The 21614-nt window shown below is 68.7% G+C and carries 17 protein-coding genes; 14 read left to right on the forward strand and 3 right to left on the reverse strand.

Annotated elements, in window-relative coordinates; all coding sequences use genetic code 11:
• The first annotated feature begins 65 nt into the window (after nt 1-65).
• The 9 genes from ACYVDG_RS21225 to ACYVDG_RS21265 all read left to right on the forward strand — a co-directional run bounded on the left by ACYVDG_RS21225 (nt 66) and on the right by ACYVDG_RS21265 (nt 11163).
• Nucleotides 66-1703 (forward strand): SagB family peptide dehydrogenase, encoded by a 1638-nt coding sequence (locus tag ACYVDG_RS21225; protein WP_460756164.1) that lies wholly within the window; start codon nt 66-68, stop codon nt 1701-1703.
• A 34-nt stretch (nt 1704-1737) separates the two neighbouring features.
• Nucleotides 1738-4584, forward strand: a complete 2847-nt coding sequence (locus ACYVDG_RS21230) for a lantibiotic dehydratase (protein ID WP_460756168.1) — start codon at nt 1738-1740, stop codon at nt 4582-4584.
• Nucleotides 4585-4589: 5 nt separating this feature from the next.
• Entirely contained in the window at nt 4590-5723 is a 1134-nt protein-coding gene (locus ACYVDG_RS21235; RefSeq protein WP_460756170.1) for a lantibiotic dehydratase C-terminal domain-containing protein, read from the forward strand.
• Nucleotides 5720-7081, forward strand: a complete 1362-nt coding sequence (locus ACYVDG_RS21240; protein WP_460756173.1) for a M50 family metallopeptidase — start codon at nt 5720-5722, stop codon at nt 7079-7081. The genes ACYVDG_RS21235 and ACYVDG_RS21240 overlap by 4 nt, the downstream gene beginning before the upstream one ends.
• Nucleotides 7078-7998 (forward strand): ABC transporter ATP-binding protein, encoded by a 921-nt coding sequence (locus ACYVDG_RS21245; RefSeq protein WP_460756176.1) that lies wholly within the window; start codon nt 7078-7080, stop codon nt 7996-7998. Before ACYVDG_RS21240 ends, ACYVDG_RS21245 begins: the two co-directional genes overlap by 4 nt.
• The gene (locus tag ACYVDG_RS21250) at nt 7995-8750 is read left to right on the forward strand and encodes an ABC transporter permease (protein WP_460756179.1); all 756 of its coding nucleotides are present in this window, start codon (nt 7995-7997) and stop codon (nt 8748-8750) included. The genes ACYVDG_RS21245 and ACYVDG_RS21250 overlap by 4 nt, the downstream gene beginning before the upstream one ends.
• Nucleotides 8751-8896: 146 nt before the next feature.
• The gene (locus ACYVDG_RS21255; protein WP_460756183.1) at nt 8897-9082 is read left to right on the forward strand and encodes a lantibiotic protein; all 186 of its coding nucleotides are present in this window, start codon (nt 8897-8899) and stop codon (nt 9080-9082) included.
• Nucleotides 9083-9233: 151 nt separating this feature from the next.
• Nucleotides 9234-9770, forward strand: a complete 537-nt coding sequence (locus ACYVDG_RS21260) for a hypothetical protein (protein WP_460756186.1) — start codon at nt 9234-9236, stop codon at nt 9768-9770.
• The gene (locus tag ACYVDG_RS21265; protein WP_460756189.1) at nt 9754-11163 is read left to right on the forward strand and encodes a YcaO-like family protein; all 1410 of its coding nucleotides are present in this window, start codon (nt 9754-9756) and stop codon (nt 11161-11163) included. The genes ACYVDG_RS21260 and ACYVDG_RS21265 overlap by 17 nt, the downstream gene beginning before the upstream one ends.
• A 33-nt stretch (nt 11164-11196) precedes the next feature.
• On the opposite strand, the gene ACYVDG_RS21270 is transcribed toward ACYVDG_RS21265, so the two are convergent.
• Nucleotides 11197-13086, reverse strand: a complete 1890-nt coding sequence (locus tag ACYVDG_RS21270; RefSeq protein ID WP_460756192.1) for an AfsR/SARP family transcriptional regulator — start codon at nt 13084-13086, stop codon at nt 11197-11199.
• Between the two features lie 751 nt (nt 13087-13837).
• Here ACYVDG_RS21270 and ACYVDG_RS21275 point away from each other — a divergent pair.
• The 3 genes from ACYVDG_RS21275 (at nt 13838) to leuE (ending at nt 16596) form a co-directional block, all read left to right on the forward strand.
• Entirely contained in the window at nt 13838-14458 is a 621-nt protein-coding gene (locus ACYVDG_RS21275; RefSeq protein ID WP_460756195.1) for a serine hydrolase domain-containing protein, read from the forward strand.
• Entirely contained in the window at nt 14371-15777 is a 1407-nt protein-coding gene (locus ACYVDG_RS21280) for a serine hydrolase domain-containing protein (protein WP_460756277.1), read from the forward strand. The genes ACYVDG_RS21275 and ACYVDG_RS21280 overlap by 88 nt, the downstream gene beginning before the upstream one ends.
• A 147-nt stretch (nt 15778-15924) precedes the next feature.
• Nucleotides 15925-16596 carry a leucine efflux protein LeuE gene (gene leuE, locus ACYVDG_RS21285; protein ID WP_460756199.1) on the forward strand — a complete coding sequence of 224 codons (672 nt, stop codon included), beginning with the start codon at nt 15925-15927 and terminating at the stop codon, nt 16594-16596.
• Between the two features lie 66 nt (nt 16597-16662).
• On the opposite strand, the gene ACYVDG_RS21290 is transcribed toward leuE, so the two are convergent.
• On the reverse strand, nt 16663-17247 hold the full coding sequence (locus tag ACYVDG_RS21290) for a TetR/AcrR family transcriptional regulator (protein WP_460756201.1): 585 nt from the start codon (nt 17245-17247) through the stop codon (nt 16663-16665).
• An 81-nt stretch (nt 17248-17328) separates the two neighbouring features.
• Here ACYVDG_RS21290 and ACYVDG_RS21295 point away from each other — a divergent pair, with 81 nt between their 5' ends.
• Entirely contained in the window at nt 17329-18201 is an 873-nt protein-coding gene (locus ACYVDG_RS21295) for an oxidoreductase (protein ID WP_460756206.1), read from the forward strand.
• A 108-nt stretch (nt 18202-18309) separates the two neighbouring features.
• Here ACYVDG_RS21295 and ACYVDG_RS21300 read toward each other — a convergent pair whose 3' ends face one another.
• Nucleotides 18310-20886, reverse strand: coding sequence for a penicillin acylase family protein (locus ACYVDG_RS21300; protein ID WP_460756282.1), 2577 nt, complete (start codon nt 20884-20886; stop codon nt 18310-18312).
• Nucleotides 20887-21126: 240 nt separating this feature from the next.
• On the opposite strand from ACYVDG_RS21300, the gene ACYVDG_RS21305 reads away from it, so the two are divergent.
• Nucleotides 21127-21363, forward strand: a complete 237-nt coding sequence (locus ACYVDG_RS21305; protein ID WP_460756210.1) for a hypothetical protein — start codon at nt 21127-21129, stop codon at nt 21361-21363.
• Nucleotides 21364-21614 lie beyond the last annotated feature (251 nt).

The raw sequence follows: 21614 nt of genomic DNA on the forward strand, positions 1-21614 counted from the left end.
CGGGGTGCCGCCCCCGAGTCTGCCGTGCCCGGCACCCACAGCCAACAGCCAAGAGGAGCCTTTCAGTGACAGCTGTCGCCAGTTACGTCGACGCGATCGTACGCAGGGCGAGAGAACCGATGGAACCGCGGGACTTCGACCCCGACTGGGACGACCAGCCCCGTCGGCACAAGTTCTACGACGGAGCCCGGCACTTCCCCCTGCCCGACGCTGAACCGCTGCCCGGCACCCTCCAGGAAGGGCTTCTCGGCGGTGACCCGCGGGGCGGGGCGGGGACCGAACTGGGCGAGTGGACGATCGAACTTCTGGCCGCCCTGCTCCGCGACTCCTACGGGCTCACCGGGAGACGGCTGGCCGTGCACGGTAACCCCGACCTGCGCGGGATGCCGTGGTTCCCCTCCGCGACCTGGTCCCGGGGCGCGGCCTCCGGAGGCGGCCTCTACCCCCTGGAGATCTACTGGGTGATCGGGAGGGGCGGGCCGCTGGCACCGGGGATCTACAACTTCAGCACACCGCACCACTCCATGCAGCGGCTCCTGGCCGGGGACGTCACCGCCCACGTGCGCTCCGCGCTTCCGGACGACGTGCCCCTCGCAGACCAGTACCTGCTGGTCAGCGTCAAGTTCTGGAAGAACTCATTCAAATACAACAGCTTCGCCTATCACGTCGTGACCATGGACCTGGGCGCGCTGCTCGGCTCCTGGCGCGTGGCAGCCCGGGCCGCCGGACTGCCGATCAGGCCGCGACTGTGGTTCAACGAGCCGGAACTGAACCGGCTCCTGGGGCTGATCACGGACGAGGAAAGCGTGTTCGGGGTGGTGCCGCTGCCCTGGGCCCTGGCACCCTCCGGGACAGCTCGGCCAGAACCTGTCCGGCAGGGAGATACGGGGACGGGACCAACCCGAGCGGTGGACCCCCGTGCGGGGTCCCCGCGGCCTTCCGTGACACTCCGGGAAACGGAGCTCTCCCGGCGTACCCTCCGGTTCCCCCAGGTGACCGGCGCCCACGCGCAGACCCTCACAGCCGACGGGGAGCCCGGGGACGACCGGCTCGCCCCCGCACGTGACTGGCCACCGGTCAGCCCTGGCCCGGTCCACCTTCTCCCTGAACCCACCCGACTGGACTTCCCCGTCACGACCGCACTGCGCGAGCGACGCAGCAGCTTCGGCAGGTTCAGCTCCCCGCCGGAGCTGCCCCAGGCTGACCTCGCCGCGGTGCTCACCGCCGCGGAAAGTGCCTCGACCCTGCTGCACTCCACCGGGCTCAGCCGTGTGAGTGTGCACGTCAATCACGTCGACGGCCTGGCACAGGGCAGTTACGACCACCTGCCGCGAGACGGCGGACTGAGCCCGCTCAACGAACACCCCGTCGGTGAGTTCCTTCAGCGGAACTACTTCCTGAACAACTACAACCTCGAACAGTGCGCGGCGGTACTCACCGTTCTCGCCCGCCCGCGGGCTGTGGTCGAGGCCGCGGGCCCGCGCGGCTACCGGCTGGTGAACGCCGAAGTCGGTGCTGTCACACAGAGCGTGTACCTGGCCTGCGCCGCGCTCGGGATCGGCTGCGGGGCCGCCCTGGGGTTCGACAACGTCTCCTACCGGGAGGAGCTGGGGCTCTCCGACGACCGGGAGTGGCCACTGATCATCCTGATGATCGGTCACGAACGGGACCGACAGCCCGAGTTCGTCTACCGGAACGTCTGAACCCGCCCACGGAGTGAACGAGGAGGCAGAACCGATGACCGGGAACACCGGCACAGTCCCGACCACGACCCGGCGAGGGCCACGGGAGCACTGGACCAGCACCGACGTGTTCATGCTGCGCGTGGGCGGTCTGCCCTGGGACGCCGTACGACCACTCGGCTGCACCGCTACCACTGACTGGGCCGCGGGGATCCTGGCCAGGGAGCACTACCTCCGTGAACGGGCCACGGCGCTCGGGGACACGATCGAGCCACTGGTCACCGAGTACGACGGGAACGTTCGGCGTGCGCTGCTCTCCCTCCGGCGGGACGCACACAACCTGCGGATGCCGCGGAGCCGGGCTCGGCTGGACAAGGCCCTGGAACGCCTTCCCGAAGCGCTCCAGGAGGAGATCGTCGACTGGATCAGCCAACGGCAGGCCCTGGAACGGGAGCTCGCCAACGGCGACGAGGTCCTCGCCCACGAACTGGAGCGCCAGCGCACCCACGTGCACGGGCTGGCCGACGACCCCCGGCTCCGGCACGGGCTCCTGCTCGCCTCGCCCTCGCTGGAGCGCTACCTGCCTACCTATCTCGATGCTGACCCCCGCCGCCTGCCCAAACAGGCCCGCAAGGTCGAACGCTCCCTCCTCGAGTACGTCTTCCGAACCGCCTGCAAAACCAGCCCGTTCAGCACGCTGACCACGGTGGCGGCCGGAACCTTCGCGGACACCGGGCAGATCCTGGAGAGCGGATCGCGGAACCTCGTCGTCCGTAGCCACGTCCGGGTGAACATGGGCACCCTCGGCAGGCTGGCGGCGGCCGTGGGGCAGGACTGGGAACGGCTGGCCGATCTCCCAGTCGCCGTCTCCTCCGGCCACAGCCTCGACCGCGACCGGGTGCGGTACGTACGGCGCACCAAGTCCACCGGGGACGGTGAGGACCCGGTCCTCCTGGAGTCCCTGCGCGAGGAACTCTTCTTCGTCTCCCACAGCGGACTCCTCGGCGAGATCATCGAGATTCTCGACCAGAACCCGGGAACCCGCCTGGGTGCACTGGCCGAACGCCTGGCGGACCAGAGGGAACGCGACCCCGGGGAGCTGCGCGCCTACCTGAGGTCCCTGCTCAGACTCAGCCTGCTGACCCTGCCCACCCTGGATATCGACATCCACAGCCCGGACCCGCTCCGCACCTTCCGGGACGGGATGGCCGGACTCGACCGTGCTTGGGCGGACCGTGTGGTCGTCGGGCTCGACCGGGTCGCCGAACTCGTCGCTGCCTACCCCGGAGCCGGGACGGACCGCCGCCGCGACCTGCGGGACGCCGTGCACGAGGCGCTGGGACAGACCCTGGAGTTCCTGGATCCGGAGGCCGCACCCATGCCCCAGGGGGTGCTCTACGAGGACGTCTCCCTGCCCGAGATCGGTGTACGCGCCAACCGGAACCGCTGGGACGAAACGATCCTCAACGACCTCCGCGGTCTCACCGGCATCCTGCCGTTGTTCGACATGATGCTCCCGCACCGGCTGGTCCTCCTCGGCTTCTTCCGTGCCCGTTTCGGGGAGAACGGGACCTGCGACGACGTCCTGAAGTTCGTCCACGAGTTCCACCTCGATATCTACGACCAGTTCCTCCAGGCCAGCTCCCAACGCACCCCCTTCGACGAGCAGGGCGAGTACGTCCCCCTCGACAACTGGCTGCGGATGTCGGAGATGACGGCGCTCGACACGGCCCGGGTCGAACTGGTCCGCCGCATGCGCCTGGCCCACGCAGAGCTCCCCGGGCCGGACGCCGATCTTGTCCTCGACGACGAGTTCATGGAGGCCGTCGCCGACCTGCTCCCGCTGCCCGTCCACCAGCTCGACTCCCGCAGCTTCTTCCTCCAGGTGGGGCGAGCGCCCCGGGGGGAACAAACTGCAGGGGGGCAGGCCCGGCCACAACCGCCCGAGGAGGACGGGCCGGAGAGCGGCGAAGAGCGCCCCCTGGCGGTGGTCAATCGCTCCTACAGCGGCCTGACCCTGCTCTACTCCCGTTTCCTGCACTGCTTCGAGCAGACCGGGGAGCCGGCAGTCCTCGACGAACTCCGGCGCACCCTTCTGGAGGTCTGCCCGGACGGGGCCGTCCTCGCCGAACTGACGGGCGGCTACGACAACACCAACCTGAACCTGCACCCCACCGTCACCGAATACGAGATCGTCTGCCCAGGTGAGGTCAGCTCCCGTCCGGAGCAGGAGTGCGTCCGGGTCGAGGAGCTCCAGATCCGGCACAGCGACGAGACCGGGCTGTACCTGTACTGCCCGCGGATCGAGCGCACCGTGATCCCCGTGTACCTGGGTTTCCTCCTGCCGTTGGCGCTCCCCGAGGTCCAGCGCGCCCTGCTCCTGTTCACCCCCACGGCGATGGCGCCGCTGGACCTGTGGCAGGGCACCCGCACGCTGGCCACGGACACTGATGTGACCAGCCGCCCCAGGGTGCGCTACCGCGGCCTCGTACTCAGCAGACGGGCCTGGCAGACGTCGTCCGGCCGGATGCCCGTCCGGACCAGCGAGCAGAGCGACGCCGACTGGTTCCTCGCCTGGCGGCGCTGGCACACCGCGCAGGGTCTCCCCGAGCGGGTGTTCGTGTCCGTTGACCGGCCGGAGCCCGGTGCCGACGACGCTCCGGAGACCGCCACACAGTCGACCAAACCCCAGTACGTGGATTTCACCAGCTTCTTCTCGCTCCAGCTGCTGGAGCGAATGGTGTCCGGACCGGACCGGCAGGTGGTGCTGACCGAGATGGAGCCGGGCCCGGACGAGCTCTGGCTGCGGGGCGCGGACGGCACTCACGTCACCGAACAGACCATCGAGATCACCAGGTCCGTCAGGCCCGCTGAGGGCCCGGCCGACGGGAACGGGAGTTGACCGCAGTGAGTGAGGCCCACGAAACCGGAGAGTGGATGGCCATCCACATCTTCTACGCTGCCGACTCCCGACCCGTGCTGACCGAGTGTCTACGCCCGCTCGTGCGCGACCTGCGGGAACGCGGGGTGCTGGAACGCTACTTCTTCATCAACTATTGGCTGGAGGGGCAGCACGTCCGGCTCCGACTCAAGGCCCGCACCCCGGAGCTCACCGGCACAGTGCGCGCGGCCGCAGAGGAGGCCATCCAGGCGTACCTGGAGCGGCGCCCGGCACTGTACGACTACGACTCCGAGTTCCTGCTCGAGATGTACGAGGACATGTTCCGGCTGGAGTACTCGGATGAGGAGCGGATCGCCCGTTACGGCGAGGACGCCCCGATGCCGCTCCGTCAGAACAACACCTACGACTTCCTGCCCTACGAACCCGAATACCGCAAGTACGGCGGGCCGAAGGGAATCGAGCTCGCGGAGTGGCACTTCGAGCACTCCAGCGACCTCGTGCTGTCCGTTGTTGACCAGGCCAACACCCACCTGCGTACGGTCCTGCTCGGGATCGCCTCCCAGCTCATGATGGTCATGGGCACCACATTCCTCAGCGACCGCGCGGCATTGAGGGCCTTCTACAGCGGCTACCACGACTTCTGGCAGAACGCCTTCGAGCTCACGGACCTGGCGGCGGTGGACCGGTACGAGGAGAACTTCGGGCTCATGGCCGCCCGGCTTTCCCCACGATTCTCGGAGATCGAGTCGGCGGTCCACGGCGGGGATGCGGCTCGGCTGAGTTCGTTCGTGCGGGCCTGGGCCGACCACTGCGAGGAACTGCGAGCCCGAGTGACTGCGCTCGCCGAGGCCGGAGAGCTGCTCTTCCCGGCTTGGGACCCGGCCCGGCCGCGGGAGCCCCGGGACGAGGGCGAGCCGAGGCCGGTGACCGACCCCGCGCTCGCGCTGCGCATCCTGCTCATGCCGTACATGCACATGACCAACAACCGGCTGGGCGCGACGATCGTGGACGAGGCCTACCTCTCCTACCTCCTGGGGCGGGTGGTCGACGAGGCCGAAAGGCCGCACGGGGAGAACAGGGTCTCCGCGGCGGCCGAGGCGGACCGCGTGGACCAGGTCGGCACAGGGGCCGTGGAGTGAACGCCCAGGACGAGGCCGGCGGTGCGGACACCGGCGACGGGGCCGCACCGATGCGGCCCAGCATCCGGGACGACATCGTCGTCGGACCGCCCCTGATCCGGCGCGGCCGGAGCATCCACGTCATCAAGGACCCGGTAGCGGATCGGCTGATGACGGTGGGCACCCGCGAGCACTTCATCATCACCAGGCTGGACGGCAGGAACAGCCTCCGCGACATCGCGGACGAGTACCGCACGGTGTTCCACCGCACCCTCGACGACCGTTCGTGGGGCACGATCATGGGCACGCTTGCCAGGCGCCGTCTCCTGACGGGCACCGCACCGCGGGCCCCAGGCCACACCCCTGACCGGCAGACCGAACCGCAGCGGGGCCTGGTCCGTGCCCGACTGGCGGTGGCTCGCCCCGACGTGCCACTGGGCGCGCTCGCCCGGCGGATCGGCCTGGTGTTCTCGCCGTGGTTCGTCGTATCGGCCCTCGTTGCGGTCGCGGTGACCCTCCTCGTGGCCGTACTCAACGCTCCGGTCCTGGTCGAGGCGGTTCAGGAGACCTGGAGCCGCCCCTGGATCGGGCTCCTCGTCTTCGTGGTCCTCTGGGGTTTCTTCGCGCTGCACGAGATCGGCCACGGCGTGGCCGCCAAGCACTACGGGGCCCGGGTGGCGGAGATCGGGGTCCAGTGGCGGCTCCCCTTACTCTCCCCCTACTGCGCTGTGGAGGACGTCCAGGTCCTCCCTCGCCGCCAGCGGGTCCATATCGCCTTCGCCGGGGTCTTCGTCAGCCTCCTGGTGATGCCCCCGGTCCTCCTGCTCTGGTGGGCGGTTCCGGAGGGCGGAACGGCGCACACGTTCGTGTCGCTCCTGCTGTTCTGCGGGCTCGTCGCCGGACTGGTCAACTTCCTGCCCTTCCTGGGACTGGACGGCTACACGATGCTCAACCACGCCTTGGGGATGGAGAACCTCGCGCGGGACTCTTTTGCACACGTCGGAGCCTCTGTGCGCGGCCGATTCGGAAAGGGCGCGCAAGGCGTGACGGGGAACGCCCGGGACGCAGGGGACGGCCAGGGCCTGGGAAGTGCTCAGTCGCCCCGGTGGGTTCGGAGCGTGTACGTCGCATACGCCGTCACAGCCGGCTTCTTCTACACAACGCTGGCGGCGGCGGCCCTGGTCCTGTGGTTCGTACTGCTGGAACTGGTGTTCGGTGCCCTGGCCGCCGTGCTCATCTTGGCGGGGACCGCGCTGGTCATCACCGGACTTTACCGCTTAGTGGCGTTACGGCAGCGAAGAAGTAGGACGGCCGGGGCGAAGGAAGACAGCGACACCACCCAACCGCGAAACCAAGAATCGGAGAAACGGAAGCCATGACAGAAGTGAACGGTGGCCGGCCCGCGATCACCGTCTCGGGCCTCACCAAGTCCTATGCTGGGAAACGGGTGGTGGACGACGTCTCGTTCACCGTTCGCAAAGGCGAATTCTTTGGGATTCTGGGCCCCAACGGGGCGGGAAAGACGACGACACTCGAACTGGTGGAGGGGCTGCGCAAGCCGGACGGCGGCTCCGTGAACCTCCTGGGCGCCTCCCCCTGGCCCAGGAACACCGAGCTACTGCCCCGCATCGGAGTGCAGCTCCAGTCCTCGGCGTTCTTCGAGCGCCTCAACGCGCGCGAGCAGCTCGTCGCGTTTGCCGCCCTCTACGCGGCCCCTGTCAGTCGGGTCGACGACGTCCTTGAACTGGTCGGCCTCACCGAGCACGCTCACGTGCGGGAGGACAAGCTCTCCGGCGGCCAGCGCCAGCGCCTCTCCATCGCCTGCGCACTTGTGCACGACCCCGAGGTCCTCTTCCTCGACGAGCCCACGGCCGCGCTCGACCCCCAGGCCCGCCACAACCTGTGGGACGTCCTGCGAGGGATCAAGGAACGCGGTAAGACGATCGTCTACACCACCCACTACATCGAGGAGGCCGAGCGCCTGTGTGACCGGATCGCGATCATCGACAGCGGCCGGATCATCGCGATGGACACCCCGGGCGCACTCGTCCGGGACCTGGACCGGCCCACCAGTATGGAGCTGCCACGGGAGGTGATCGAGGCCGACGCCATCCGAGGCATCGCCGGTGTCACCTCGGTGGTGGAGGAGGACGGAGTGGTGCTCTTCTCCGTCCTCGACCCGGGGCCCGTCATGAAGGAGATCACCGAACGGGGCGCCGCCGGGTCCCTCCAGGTCCGCACAGCCACCCTCGAGGACGTCTTCCTCGAGCTCACCGGACGGGAGTACCGCTCATGACCGCTCTCCAACAGATGTCCATAGCCGTGACCAAGGGGTTCGTGCGGGACCGGGCGGCGCTCTTCTTCGCCTTCCTCCTGCCGCTGTTCATCCTGATCCTGTTCGGCGTGCTCTTTGCCGATATGGGAGAGGGGCAGGATGCCGACCTCATGCCCATCCAGTACATCGCGCCCGGCATCCTCTCGTTCGGGGTCGCGATGTCCGCCGTCTTCGCATCCGCGCTGACCCTGGTCACGTGGCGGCAGAGCGGACTGCTGCGTCGACTCCAGCTGGCCCCGGTGCGGCCGATGACCATCCTCGTGTCCAGGTTCGGGGTGACGGTCGGGGTGGCGGTCGTCCAGGCCGTGCTGTTCCTGTCTGTGGCCTTCCTGCCGTTCTTCGGCCTGCGTCTGGAGAGCGGATGGTGGATGGCCCTCCCGCTCTTCCTCCTCGGTGTCGTGGCGTTCTTCTCACTGGGGATCATGCTCGGTACCCTCTTCCGGAGCGAACAGGCCGCCTCCGCCGCGTCCAACCTGATCGTGCTCCCGCTGGGCTTCATGTCCGGGACCTTCTTCCCCCTGGACTACGCGCCCGACTGGATGGACACGGTTTCGTTGGCCAGCCCGCTCCGGCACATGAACGACGGAATGCTGGCCCTTCTGGTGCGCGGTGAGGGGCCTGAGGCACTGATCGTCCCGAGCCTCGCGCTGGTGCTATTTACGGTGGTCACCCTGGGAATCGCAGCCTTCCGTTTCTCGCGGCAGGAGAACTGACCCGTCCGGATTGCACATCAAAAGCAAGGGTAGTGCCAAGAAGATGCAATCAGGGTTTGTCATTCTATTTGTTGAAGGGAGCGGCGGACTTCCGGAAGGAAGTGTGGCTCCTTTCGTCTAGGGATTTCGAGAAACAGGAGAATTTCATGAGCATGAACCAGACCAGCAAACTGTCCTCCCTGCAAAACGAGCTGGAGTTGCTGGAGTCGGAGACTTTTGAGGTCCTGGACCTTGTCGAGGCCCGTGAGGAGATGCTGGGCAGCACGACCTCCACCACGAGCACCTGCTCCAGCTGCTCCAGCTCCAGCTGCTCCAGCACCAGCTGCGGCTAGTTCTCTCCGAACCGAGTCAGGGCGGGCCGTGTGTTCGCGGCCCGGCCTGGCCCGGTCCGCGGCACCGACCGCGGTACTGACCGCCGTGTTGACCGGAGACGGTCCGCACGGTGGTCTCTGTGCGATGGGTCAACAAGATCGAGGGTGCTCCGTGTCCACTGCCCGCCACGAAACCAGGATCGATCCGGCGAACGGGGTCGCGCTGCTCGAGGACGGGCTGCGTCGCCGCTGGCGGCCCACCACGGGAAGAAACCCGGTGGTGACCGCCCTGGGGTGGGAGGACGTCACCGGGGCCGAGTTCGACCACACGGGGCCGGGGGTCTTCCTCACTCCGCGTTCGATCCTGGTCGGTCCGGTGGGCGGACAGGACTCGTCAGGGCCGTGTACGCACTGCCTGGCCGTCCGCTGGCAGCGACTGCGGCCGGAAGGTGAGCGGGCCGTCATCGAAGCTGGAGGGCGCTTCCAGGGCTGGTCAGAGCTCCCCTGGATCACCGACTTCGTTGTGGACACCACCCACCAGATCCTGGTGGCCGCGTCGGCGATGGGGGAAGGGGACGTACGGCCGGGCACCCCGAGCACGGCCGAGGTCGTCGAGCTGTCCCTGACCACGCTGGCCCTGCGAGTCTTCCCCCCTGCTGGCGGACTCCGGGTGCCCGAACTGTTCGCGCCCCGTGCCCGCCACGGCTGAGCACGGGCTGCCCGCCTTCACCACCCGCACCAAGCGGGGCCCCGACACCTACCGGCTGCGCTCCGCCGGGGACTTCGACGCGGACCCCGCCCTCTTCGCCAACCCCGTGTGCGGGGCGCTCGGGGACAGCGTGCACCTGGACCTGACCTCGCCCACGATGGCGCCGGCCGCCGGGCAGCTACGGATCTCCGCGGGCGGCCGACTCCTGGAGGTGGGTTGGTCGGGCCAGACCGACTCCTACCGGTCGAGCCGGACCGCCTCCGTGTTCGAAGGGTTGGAGCGGCACGCCGGAACCCAACAGCGCCGCCACAAGTCACTGGTTACCGGCAGCTATCAGAACTTGGTCGACCAGGGACACCGGGTGCTGGACCCGCGCGAGTGCGGACTCTACGAACCCGCGCTCTACGTGAGATCGGACTGGTTCCAGCAGTTCGATCCCGACCGCGGAATGGCCTGGGTCTGGGGTCGCTCGCTCAGCCACGGCCACCCGCTTCTGGTACCGGAACAGCTGGTCTACTACGTGCGGGACGGGGAGCCCGGTGCGTTCGTGAACGAGTGTTCCAACGGCTGCGCGGTCGGCGGAGCACCGGAGGAGGCCGCCCTGTACGCCCTCCTCGAACTGGTCGAACGGGACGCCTTCGTCCTGGGCTGGTACGGCTCGCTTCCGCTCCCGGAGATCGACGTCGATTCAGTGCGTTCCCCACGTACCAGGCACATGGCGGACCGGATTCGCTTGCACGGGTACGACGTACGCCTTTTCGACAACCGGATCGACTTCCCCTTTCCCGTGGTCAACGCGGTGGGGGTGCGTCGGGGCGGCGGTCTGGGAACCCTGTGCTTCGCAGCCGGTTCGGCCATGGACGCGGAGGGCGCCGCGGCCTCTGCACTGTCCGAGATCGCGACCTACATCCCCTCGCTCGCCGACAGGGTCACTGAGCTCAGGCCGGAGGTCGAGGCCATGGCCGAGGACTACGGCCTGGTGCGGGAGCTCAGGGACCACCCGCTTCTGTTCGCCCTGCCGGAGATGGCCCCGCACGCGGACTTCCTCCTCCGGTCCGCTCCGGTGCACCCCCTCGAGGACCTGTACCGCGACTGGGAGGAGCGGCGCCCGCGCAACACGGACCTGCTCGAGGATCTCGAACACTGTGTGTCGTTCGTGACCGCCGCAGGGTTCGACGTCGTCGCCGTGGACCAGACCTCCCCGGAACAGGAGGCTGTCGGGCTCTCCAACGTTCGCGTCATCATCCCCGGGCTGGCCCCCATCGACTTCGGTTGGGCGAAGCAGCGGGTGCTGTCCATGCCGCGTTTCCGGGCACTGGTCGAGAGGGAGAAGGTGCGTGGGGAAGGGATGCCCGAGCGCGTCCCGAACCCGGTTCCGCACCCCTTCCCCTAATTCCCAGGGCCAGCTGATGGCCGTGGGGGTTCTTCAGCCGACGCCGTTGGGCGGGGTGTTCGTGATCGGGTGATCCAATGGCCGCGCGGTATCGGCCGTTTCCACGGCGAACTTCTGGAGCAGCCGGAAGACCCCGATGCTCCCGGTCCCGCAGTGGTGGATCAGGGAGGCCGAGTACAGCTCGCTGAGGGCGAGGTCGAGCTCCTGCGGGGTCCCCTCGAAGCGGTCGAACAGCCTCTGGGTCGCGTCTTCCCTGGGCGCGGCCGTCGCGATCTCCAGGAACAGGGACCGCGCCTGCGGGCTCACCTGCGTGTAGCACTGGACCAGCTGTTCGCGGAGCGAGGTCCCGGACTCCTCAGCGATGGAGAGCTGGTCGAGCGGGGAGACCTCCAACAGATCGGAGAACTGGGTCAGGGTCAGGTGCGGGCTGGCCACGAACTTGGCCCCGGCCAGCCGCAACGCTCCGGGGAGCCCACTGCACACGTCGGCGATGCGCGCCAGGTCCTCGGGGGAGGCCGCCTCGGCCGCAGGACCGATGATGAGGTTCAGGAGCCGGATCGAATGGGCGCGTCCCAGTGGGAAGAGGGGGTGGTGACGGGCGCCGTGGAAGGCGATGAGCTGGGGCAGGCTGTTGCGGCTGGTGATGATGGTTCGGGACTCGGCGGAGCCGGGCAGGAAACGGGCGCACTCGGCAGAGTTCGCGACACCGGCGAGGATGACCAGGCACGGCCGACCGGTCACCGTCTCCCGCCACAGGGCCATCAGGTCCGACTCGTGTTGGTCGTCCGTGGCGGACCCGGACCCGGGCGCGGGGTCCGCGGAGTTCGCCCCACTCCGTAGCAGGAGTTCGCCCAGGATCCGGGTGCTGCTTCGCGGGCTCCCGTCCGGGTTCCTGAACCGGGCGAAGTGGACACCGCCGGGGAACCTCCCCGCGCAGCGGCGCGCCACCTGGAGCGCAGCCTCCGTCTTGCCGACACCCGGCGGCCCTGACACGATCACGGCGGGGGCGTCCGAGTCGGTGACCTGCTCGACCAGGGTGTCGACGTAGTCGTCCTTGCCGAGGAAGTCCGGTGACGCGGGCAGTCCCTGTGGGACACGGGTGGCCTCCATGGTGTTCGCCGATGTGCTGAGCGAGCCGTGGACCAGCTCCCGGGGCTCGGTCGCGACCTCGGCCTGTCGGAGAACCTGCAGGTGCAGGTGTTGGAGACTGGGGCGCGGCTCGATGCCGAGTTCCGTGGTCAGGTAGTCGTGGACCTTGCGGTACTCCTCAAGTGCGTCGCTGGTGCGCCCGGTCCGGTAGAGGGCCTCGATCATCTGCTCCCAGTAGCGTTCCCGCTCCGGCCGGTGGGTGATGGCCCGCCGAATCTGGGGGATGATGTCCTCGAGCCTCCCCATCGAGAGGTCGATGGTGAACCGCCGCTCCAGCACGTCGAACCAGCTGTCGTTGAGCGCCGGTGTCTCCTCTCGGTGTAGCGCCTCGGAGGGGATGTTGGAGAGCGCGGGGCCGCGCCACAGTTTCTCCGCCCTGGAAAGAACCGCACGTTCGCTTTCCAGGTCACCGGAGGCACGGTGCAGTGCGCCCTTCTCCAGTAGGCGCTGGAAGACGATGAGGTCGAGGGAGTCCCCGTCCGAGGGGATGGCGAAACGGTAGCCCCGCGACATCGTTTCGATCGGGTCGGAGCCCGGGTCGTGCTTTCGGAGTAGCCGGCGGAGTCGCAGGATGTATGTCGGGAGCGTGACATCCGCGTTCGCCGGCGGGCTCTCACCCCACAGCGTGTACTTCAGGTACTCCAGAGAAACGAAGGCATTGGTCTTCACCAGGAGGCTGGCGAGGATGGCGCTCGGCTTGGTCGGCGGGAGTACCGCGTCCTCACCATTGGAGACAATGGTAGCTGGGCCCAGTATTCTGAATTTGTATCTCATGCAGGCTCGAGATCATTCCTAGTCTGTTTCCAGGTGTGCTGGGGGAGTGCTCCCTGGGTTTGGAATGCGGGAACCGCGGGAAGTCTCTCCTGTTGGTCCGGGGCTGCTGGGCCGAGGCTTCAGATCTCGAGGTCTGGGAGCGGGGGGTGAAGTGCGACGCGCTTCGGCCTGCTGTTCGGCTTCTATTGAGTTGTCCTGATTCCGGGGGTCGGGTTATGCGTGGACCGGCGATGCGAGCTTGCGTGTGCTGGATTCAGCGTGGCCTGTTTTGCTGAGGGTTTCGGCGAGAAGTCTAGTTATTGCGGGCGGTGTGCGCAAAGGCTCCCCTTGGTTGTGAATATTTGTTACTCAGGGTTGGCAATGGTAAGTTTGCGCCCCCCGTCGGAGGGTGTCGGTTCGGGTGGAATTACCCTCCGTGGCTGTGCTCGTTCGGTTTATCGCGTCGGTGCAGAAGGAGGGGTGTTTCACGATTTTGTTACCGGCTGTTCGCCTAACGTCGTTCGGTTTTCGTGGGATTCAATGGGGCGGCGAAGCCGTTGTCCGACACCCTTTCCGGCGCAACCCGATCGCCCGCGAGCCCCCATGGATGGCCGCATGTGGCCACCTGTCGACTGCTCTGAGTGACCGGAGCGGGTGGCCGTTGCCGGGTGGTGCTGACACGACGTTCGGGACACCGGCTACCAGGGCAGACACGGGGAGCCCCCGCACCTAACGTCGAAGGGTCGTTGATCAAAGGTCCTGGAGGGTGGTCATGCGCGAGTGGCGCTCGGCCGTGGCCGCCGTCGCCCTCCTGACCGGCGTGATCGGCCTGGTGGGGGCGCTGCCCGCGCAGGCTTCCGGGCATGCTCAGGTGTCCGAAGCAGCGCAGACGGACTTCACCCCCGCCGAGGCAGTGGAGTTCGTCGACGCCCGGCTGTCCGAGCTCCTCAGCGAGCAGGGGATCCCCGGCGCGGTGGTCTCCGTGGTCTCCGACGGGGAGACGGTCCACTCCGCGGGTTACGGCTACGCCGACCCGGAGTCCGGTGCGGAGATGGATCCGGAGGGCACCGCCGTCCTGACCGGGTCGGTGGGCAAGTCCTTCACGGCCGCGGCCGCGTTGGAACTGGTCGGGGAGGGCCGGATCGACCTCCATGAGGACGTCAACGCCTACCTGCCCGAGGATACGCGGGTCCGGGACGCCTTCCCCGGGCAGCCGGTCACCCTGCACCACCTGCTCACCCACACCGCGGGTTCGAGGAGCACAGTGAAGGTTCGGCCACCGAGGAGCCGGCCGACGCCCTCGCGCTGGACGAGTACGTTGCCCGCTACCAGCCCGAGCGCGTATACCCGCCGGGCCGCTTCACCGCCTACTCCAACTTCGGCTACAGCTTGATCGGACACCTGGTGGCGGAGGTCTCCAGGATGCCGTTCGAAGAGTACACGGAACAGAGCGTGTTCGAGCCGCTGGGGATGGCCGACACCTCCTTCCAGCGGGGGGCTGGAGGACTGGCGGAGGTCCTGGAACCCGCGGTCAACCATGTGCTGGCACCGGACGGGGAGCTGACGCCGGCTCCCAGGGTGGGAGCCAACGAGTACGCGGCCGGATACGCGTTCACCACCGCCGCCGATATGTCCAGATTCATGAACGCGCTCCTGGACGACGGCCCCCTGGGCGGGGCAGTGATGCTCGACCGGCACGCCGAGCCGCACCCGGAGGCCGCCGCCGTGGGATACGGGACCTACGAGCGGTACACCAGCGAACCCCGCGTGGTCGGGCACTTCGGCAGCTTCCTGGGCGCCAACACCGAGTACGCCCTCGTGCCCGACCTGGACCTGGGGATCTTCGTCGCGGTCAACAGCGACGCCGACGCCGGCATGTTCGAGTTCGCCTGGACGCGGCTCGTGGACGAGTTGCTGACCGAGGTCGCCGGAGTGGAACCCGGCATCGACGCGACGGAGCCGCTGGAACTCACCGAGGAGGAACTGCGCAGGTACGAGGGCGGATACCACGCGGCGAGGGTCAGCGTCACCGAGGTCACCATGCTCCCCGCAATCCTGGGCAGTTACCGACCCGCCCGGGTGGCCGACGGCGCACTGTGGATGTCCTGCTCCACGGCTATGGACGACCAGCGGTGGTTCCCGGTGGGGGACGGCCTGTTCCGCTCCGAGGACGGTGCCGAGCAGGCGGCCTTCATCGAGGAGGACGGCGAAGTGGTCGGGTTCGTCTGCGACCGGGCGCCGACCCACCCGTACGTGAAGGTCGGCTGGTGGGAGACCCCGTTCCCTTGGCTGGTCGCGTGCGGGTTGTCGGCGCTGGTGCTGGCGGGGATGCTCGGCTGGCCGCTCGCCGCACTGGTCCGGAAGGTGCGCGGTCACCCCGCGCCGAAGCGCGGGTCCGGCGCTCGGACATGGGTGCGCCCGCTTGCCGGGGCGACCGGGCTGCTTACCCTCGCTGCCATGGCCGCTGTGGGGGCCTTGGCGACCAGCGAGGCGATGCCGTTGATGGTCTTCACCGGTGCGGGCGCGCTCGGGGTGCCGCTGGCCCTGGTGACACTTCCGGCCGCCGGTGTGGTCGCGTGCGCGGCCCTGGCCTGGTTCCAGGGCTGGTGGGACATCTGGGGCCGGGCCTCGTACACGGCGGTGGCGCTGGCCTTCACGGTCTTCTTGTCCGTGGCGTACCACTTCAACCTCGTGTGGATCCCCTGGGAGTGACACCCGGACCGGCGCCGGCACCCTCCTGGGTGCGCGTGGGCAGCGGGGTGCTGCCGAAGCGCACATCCCACGGAGAGCGGGGTCTGGTTGGTCACAAACAGGGAGAAGGGATACCGGCGTCGGGTGACCGGATGAAACACTCCGCTCATGCTCGGCGTCACCGACCTGCCCACTTACCTGGCAGGGCTCATCCTCATCGTGCTCCTCCCGGGGCCCAACTCCCTGTACGTGCTCTCCGTAGCGGCGCGCAGCGGTACCCGCACCGGCTACAAGGCCGCCGCGGGCGTGTTCACCGGAGACGCGGTGCTGATGCTGCTCGCCGCGGCCGGTGCCGCCTCGCTCCTCCAGACCAACGAGCTGCTCTTCTCGATCGTGAAGTTCGCGGGCGCCGCCTACCTGGTGTGGATGGCCATCGGGATGCTGCGCTCGGCGTACGCCATGTGGACGACCCGGCACGAGCGGGCCGAGGGGCAGCGGGCCGCCGACGCCGCGGCCGACCGGACGGGAACGGCGACCGCGGAACGCCCCTACCGCCGGGCGCTGGTGGTGTCGCTGTTCAACCCGAAGGTGATCCTCTTCCTGATCTCCTTCTTCGTGCAGTTCGTCGACCCCGCCTACGCCTACCCGGCGCTGTCCTTCCTGGTGCTGGGCATCCTCATGCAGATCGTCAGCTTCCTGTACCTCTCGGTGCTGATCTTCAGCGGGACGAGGCTGGCCGCGGCCTTCGGCCAGCGGCGCGGACTCTCGGCCGGGGCGACATCTCTGGCGGGCGCCCTGTTCCTGGGCTTCGCGGTGCGCCTCTCCGTCAGCAGCGCCTGACGACGGGAAACGGTCCGCGAGAGCGCTCGGCCGCGCGCCGTTCTCCGGAGGGCCGACCCGCGAGATTCAGCGCGGGGCGAGTCCGGTCATGAGGCGTTGGACGACCGTCTCCAGGTCCTCGTCGACGTCCCCGGTGGCGTTGTCGGCGCTGAAGGACGCGAAGCCGTGCAGGGCCGAGGCCACGGTGAGGGCGATGGCCCCCGGGTCGCCCTCGGTGATCTCACCCTGGCGCTGCCCCTCGGTGATGGCGTGCAGGACGATGGCCAGCAGGTCGCCGACGGCGGCGGAGAGCTGTTCGGAGATGTCGGCGTCGTGTTTGCGCGCGTACATCAGGTCCAGCAGGGCGGCGTTGTGCAGGGCGAAGCCCACGTAGGCGCGGGCCAGGGCGAGGAGGTACGCCTCGGTGCTCTCACCGGGGCGCGCCGCCTGTTCGAGCGCGGCCCGCAGGCGCTGGAAGCCGTTCAGTGCCAGGGCGTCGAGGAGCGCCTGCTTGTCCTTGAAGTGGCGTCCAGGGGCTGCGTGACTGACGCCCGCTCCGCGGGCGAGCTCGCGCAGGGAGAGCGCCGCGGGGCCGCGTTCGGCGAGGGTGCGCTCGGCGCTCTCCAGGAGGGCGGCGCGCAGGTCTCCGTGGTGGTAGGGACGGTCAGCCATGCCGGACAGCATAGCCCGATGTTTGCGATGACATCATTGTTGTCATTGACAACTTCCGGAAGTCGAGCCTAGGTTGGTGAGATGAGCGAGAGAAACGTCAGCCTCCCTGACCTGAGCGGCAAGACCGCCGTCATCACCGGCGCCAACAGCGGACTGGGGCTGGAGACCGCCAAAATCCTGGCCCGGCGCGGTGCCCGGGTGGTCCTGGCCGTGCGTGACACCGCCAAGGGCGAGGAGGCCGCTGGGGAGGTCCAGGGGGAGACCGAGGTCCGCCGCCTGGACCTGGCCGACCTGTCCTCCGTGCGCGAGTTCGCCGACGGGTGGAAGGGCGACCTCGACCTGCTCATCAACAACGCGGGCCTCATGGCGATCCCGGAGTCCCGCACCAAGGACGGCTTCGAGACCCAGTTCGGCGTCAACCACCTGGGCCACTTCGCGCTCACCAACCTTCTCCTGGAACACGTCACCGGGCGGGTCGTCACCGTCTCCTCGGGGATGCACCTGACGGTCCGCGGCATCAACTTCGCCGACGTCAACCTGGAGAGCGGCTACATGCCCTACCGGGCCTACGGGCAGTCCAAACTGGCCAACCTGCTGTTCACCCTGGAGCTGCAGCGCCTGCTGGAGGAGGCCGGATCGCCGGTGCTCGCCACCGCCGCGCACCCCGGCTACGCCGCCACCAACCTCCAGACCCGCAGCGAGAAGCCGCTCCAGGACAAGTTCATGTCCGTGCTGAACAAGGTCGCCGCGCAGAGCGCCGTGGCCGGGGCCCTGCCCACGGTCTACGCCGCCACACAGGACGTGCCCGGTGCCGCCTACGCCGGCCCCCAGGGAGTGTTCCTGAACGGCGCACCCGGCCTCGCGCGTAGGGGTCCCGCCGCCCAGGACCCCGCCGCGGCCCGGCGCCTCTGGGACCTGTCGGAGGAGATGACCGGCACCTCGTTCCCGCTCTGAGAGGCTTCGGACCGAACACCGTGAACGGCTCCGCCCCGGGCACAGCCCGCGGGGGAGCCGTCCTGTTCTGCGGCCCTCCCGCAGCCCCTTCCCGCGGCCCTCCCGCGGCTAGGGAACCAAGGTGAGTTCGTCCGTGCTGGCCTCGCGGACGGCCTCCTCGGTCACCGCCCAGGGCAGGGTCTCGCCCTCGGCCCACAGCTCCAACTGGTCGTCGTAGTTGGGGTGGAAGGCGTGGCCGGAGTTGCCGGTGAGGTTGATCCACGTGGAGGAGTCGCGGTCGGACAGGTCCACGACCATCCGCATGGACGGGACCGTGGTGACGCCGAAGCCCTCGGACGCGTCCCAACCCGTGGCGTTCACGATGTCGGACCCGCCCGAGGTCTCTACCGGGCCGCGGTTGAACAGCCACTCCACGGGGCCGATCCCCGACGTGCCGAACGACTCGTGTGTGGCGGTGAGGGTGTGCAGGTCGCCCCAGCGCCAGTCGGCGGGGTCGTCGCCGAGTAGTTCGGTGAGTTCCTCGACCCCCGCGTCCATGGCCGCGGCCAGGACCTCCTCCCGGCCGCTGGCCTCGTCGCCCTCCCACCAGGAGGACCCGGGGTCCTCGAGCAGCTGGGACACCACGTGCATCGCTCTTGAGCCGCCGCCCATGGCGTGCTCGCCCCATTCCCCGGCGCTGTCGGGGTCGTCCGGCTCACCCGGCTCACCCAGGTCGACCAGTTCGTCGAAGAGCAGCGGCAGGAGCTGGCGCCAAGTGGCGTTGTAGAAGGCGGCCCCCGCGGAGTCGGGCTCGTTGCGGTGGTCCCATTCGCGCAGCAGCTCCTGGGCCTCGGCGGTCGTGCCCTCGACCTCGGTGTCCAGCAGGAACGGGGTGACCTCCATGGCGCTCGTGTGGAGCGAGTCCATGAGGATCTCCTCCATGTTTTCGGTGGTCACCGGCCCGTCGGCGATCGCCTGGTCCAGCAGGTCGTTGATCCGCTGGCCCCGGTAGCCGTAGTTCCAGTCCGAGGTCAGGAAGTGTTCGTAGTCCTCGTCGACGACCGACTCGTTCGCCGTGGAGATGACCCCGGATTCGGGGTTGTACACGCTGGGGAGTTCCTCGAACGGGATGTACTCGTCCTCCCAGTCGTAGTCCGAGTCCCACCCCGGGGCGGGCCAGCGGCCGTCGCCCTCACCCCGGACCGGTACCAGGCCGGGTGCCTGGTACCCGATATTGCCCTCGTTGTCGGCGTAGACGAGGTTCTGCGACGGCACGTCGAACTGGCTGGCGGCCTCGCGGAAGCCGTCCCAGTCGCGGGCCCGGTTCATACTGAAGATCGCGTCAGCCGCGGTGCCCGGTTGGAGGGCGGTCCAGCGCAGGGAGACCTCGTACGGGCCGTCGTCGCCCTCGTCGGCGTTGGCGCCGATCTCGCCCAGGTTCTCGCCGGGCGGGCCCGCCTGCTCCGTCGACAGGATCGGTCCGCGGTGGGTGGAGCGGATGGTCACGTCGACGTCCTCGCCCCCGGAGACCTCGACCGTCTCCTCGATGACCTCAAGCGGGTGCTCCTCGCCGTCCACCACGTAGTGGTCGTCCTCGACCTGCTCAAGGTAGAGGTCCATGACGTCGGGGTTGAGGTTGGTGAAGCCCCAGGCGATGGACTCGTTCTGGCCGATGACCACGCCCGGCAGGCCGGAGAAGCTGAACCCGCTCACGTCGAACGGGCACTCCTCGGTGATCTCCGTGCAGTGCAGGCCCATCTGGTACCAGGTGGACGGCATGGAGGCGCCGAGGTGGGGGTCGTTGGTGAGCAGGGGCGCGCCGGTCTCGGTGTGCTCACCGGAGACGACCCAGGAGTTCGAGCCCAGGTCGGGGCTGTCGGAGGGGCCGACGAGGTCGGGGATGGCCTCGCTGACACCGGAGAGCTCGGCGAGCGCGTCGGAGGCCCCGTCCGGCATGTCCGGGGCCGGGGACAGGTCGGCCTCGGGCTCGGCACCGTTGTGCTCTTCGGTGGCGGTGATGGGGTCGTGCTTGTCGGAGGGATAGGCGGGATAGAGCTCATCGATCCGGTCCTCGTCCATCCCTTCGGCGAGGAGCAGTGCGCGCTCGGTCTCCTGTTGGAGGTTGCCGCCGAGGTCCCAGGCCATGGCCTTGAGCCAGGCGAGGCTGTGCACGGGGGTCCAGGGCTCGACCGTGTAGTCGTCGGCGGTGACGTTGAGGAGTCCGTACTCGAGGCTGGCGGCGAGCCCCTGGTTGTCGTCGATCCAGGCGTTCACCCCGGCCGCGTAGGCGTCCAGGTAGCGCTGCGTGTCCTCGTCGAGGAGCTCGTACTCCTGCTCGGCGATCCGGTGCCAACCCATGGTGCGCAGGTAGACGTCGGTCTCCACCTGGTCGGGACCGAAGAGTTCCGCGGTGCGCCCGGCGGTGACGTGGCGGCGGAAGTCCATCTCCCAGAAGCGGTCCTGCGCGTGGGTGAACCCCTGGGCCGTGAACAGGTCGTCGGCGTTGTCCGCGTAGGCGTGCGGGACCCCGTGGTCGTCGCGCAGCGCTGAGACGGGGGAGTCCAGCTCGGAGAGGGAGAGCTCGCCGGAGGTCTCCGGGAAGGAACTCCGTACCGCCCAGACCCCCAAAAGGGACGTGACGAGGGCAAGTGACGCGACAACGGCGACAGACCCCAAGAGGACACGAAGAAGGACACGCTTACGCATTACACCCATGGGCGGAACTCTAGAGTGGCCCGGGTCACGCCCACCAGAGTCCCGAAGGTGACAATCCCAATTGTTACCAATCGGTAGGAAACGCGGCTTCCGTGCGCTGCGTGCGGCGTCCGGAAATCGGTGGCGAATCCGACCAATACCCGGGCGCTCCGGTCACGAATACCTCACGGGCCCCTTCGCTCACGACGCGGGAGGTCCCGTCCAGCCACCTCGTGAAGGGAAACCGCTGCCATGGGACGCACGTGCCGCCGCGCCACCGCCCTCCTGTTCTCCGCCTTCGCCGCCACGGCCCTGCTGGGCCTGGCCGCCTCGCCCGCCCAAGCGGCCTCCGCCGACGCCGGGGCCGCCGACGCCGAACCCTCGGCGTCCTCGCCGGGCGTGCTCGGGAGTCTCGTCGGGGACGGCGGTCTGGCCGGAGACGGCGGCCTGGTCAACATCTTCATCGGCAACTACCAGGTCAGGAACTAGCCAGCTACTGCATCCCCGTGCGGCCGGAGCGAGACAGTCCCCGGCCGCACGGACATGTCCGGGACGAGCTGGCGGCGAGGGCCCCGCATGCCATGTGACGCGCCTCACGCCATCCTCTTCGCGCGACGCCCCGAATCACCCGTGAACCGAGTTAAGAGAGTGAAAGCGGTCAACCTTCAGCAATGGGGCGATCGCTTGGGAGGCGGGGCACCGCCTCCGGGCCAGCAGACCCGGCCTCCCACGAGCCCCAC

The sequence above is a fragment of the Nocardiopsis oceani genome (genome assembly GCF_054777395.1).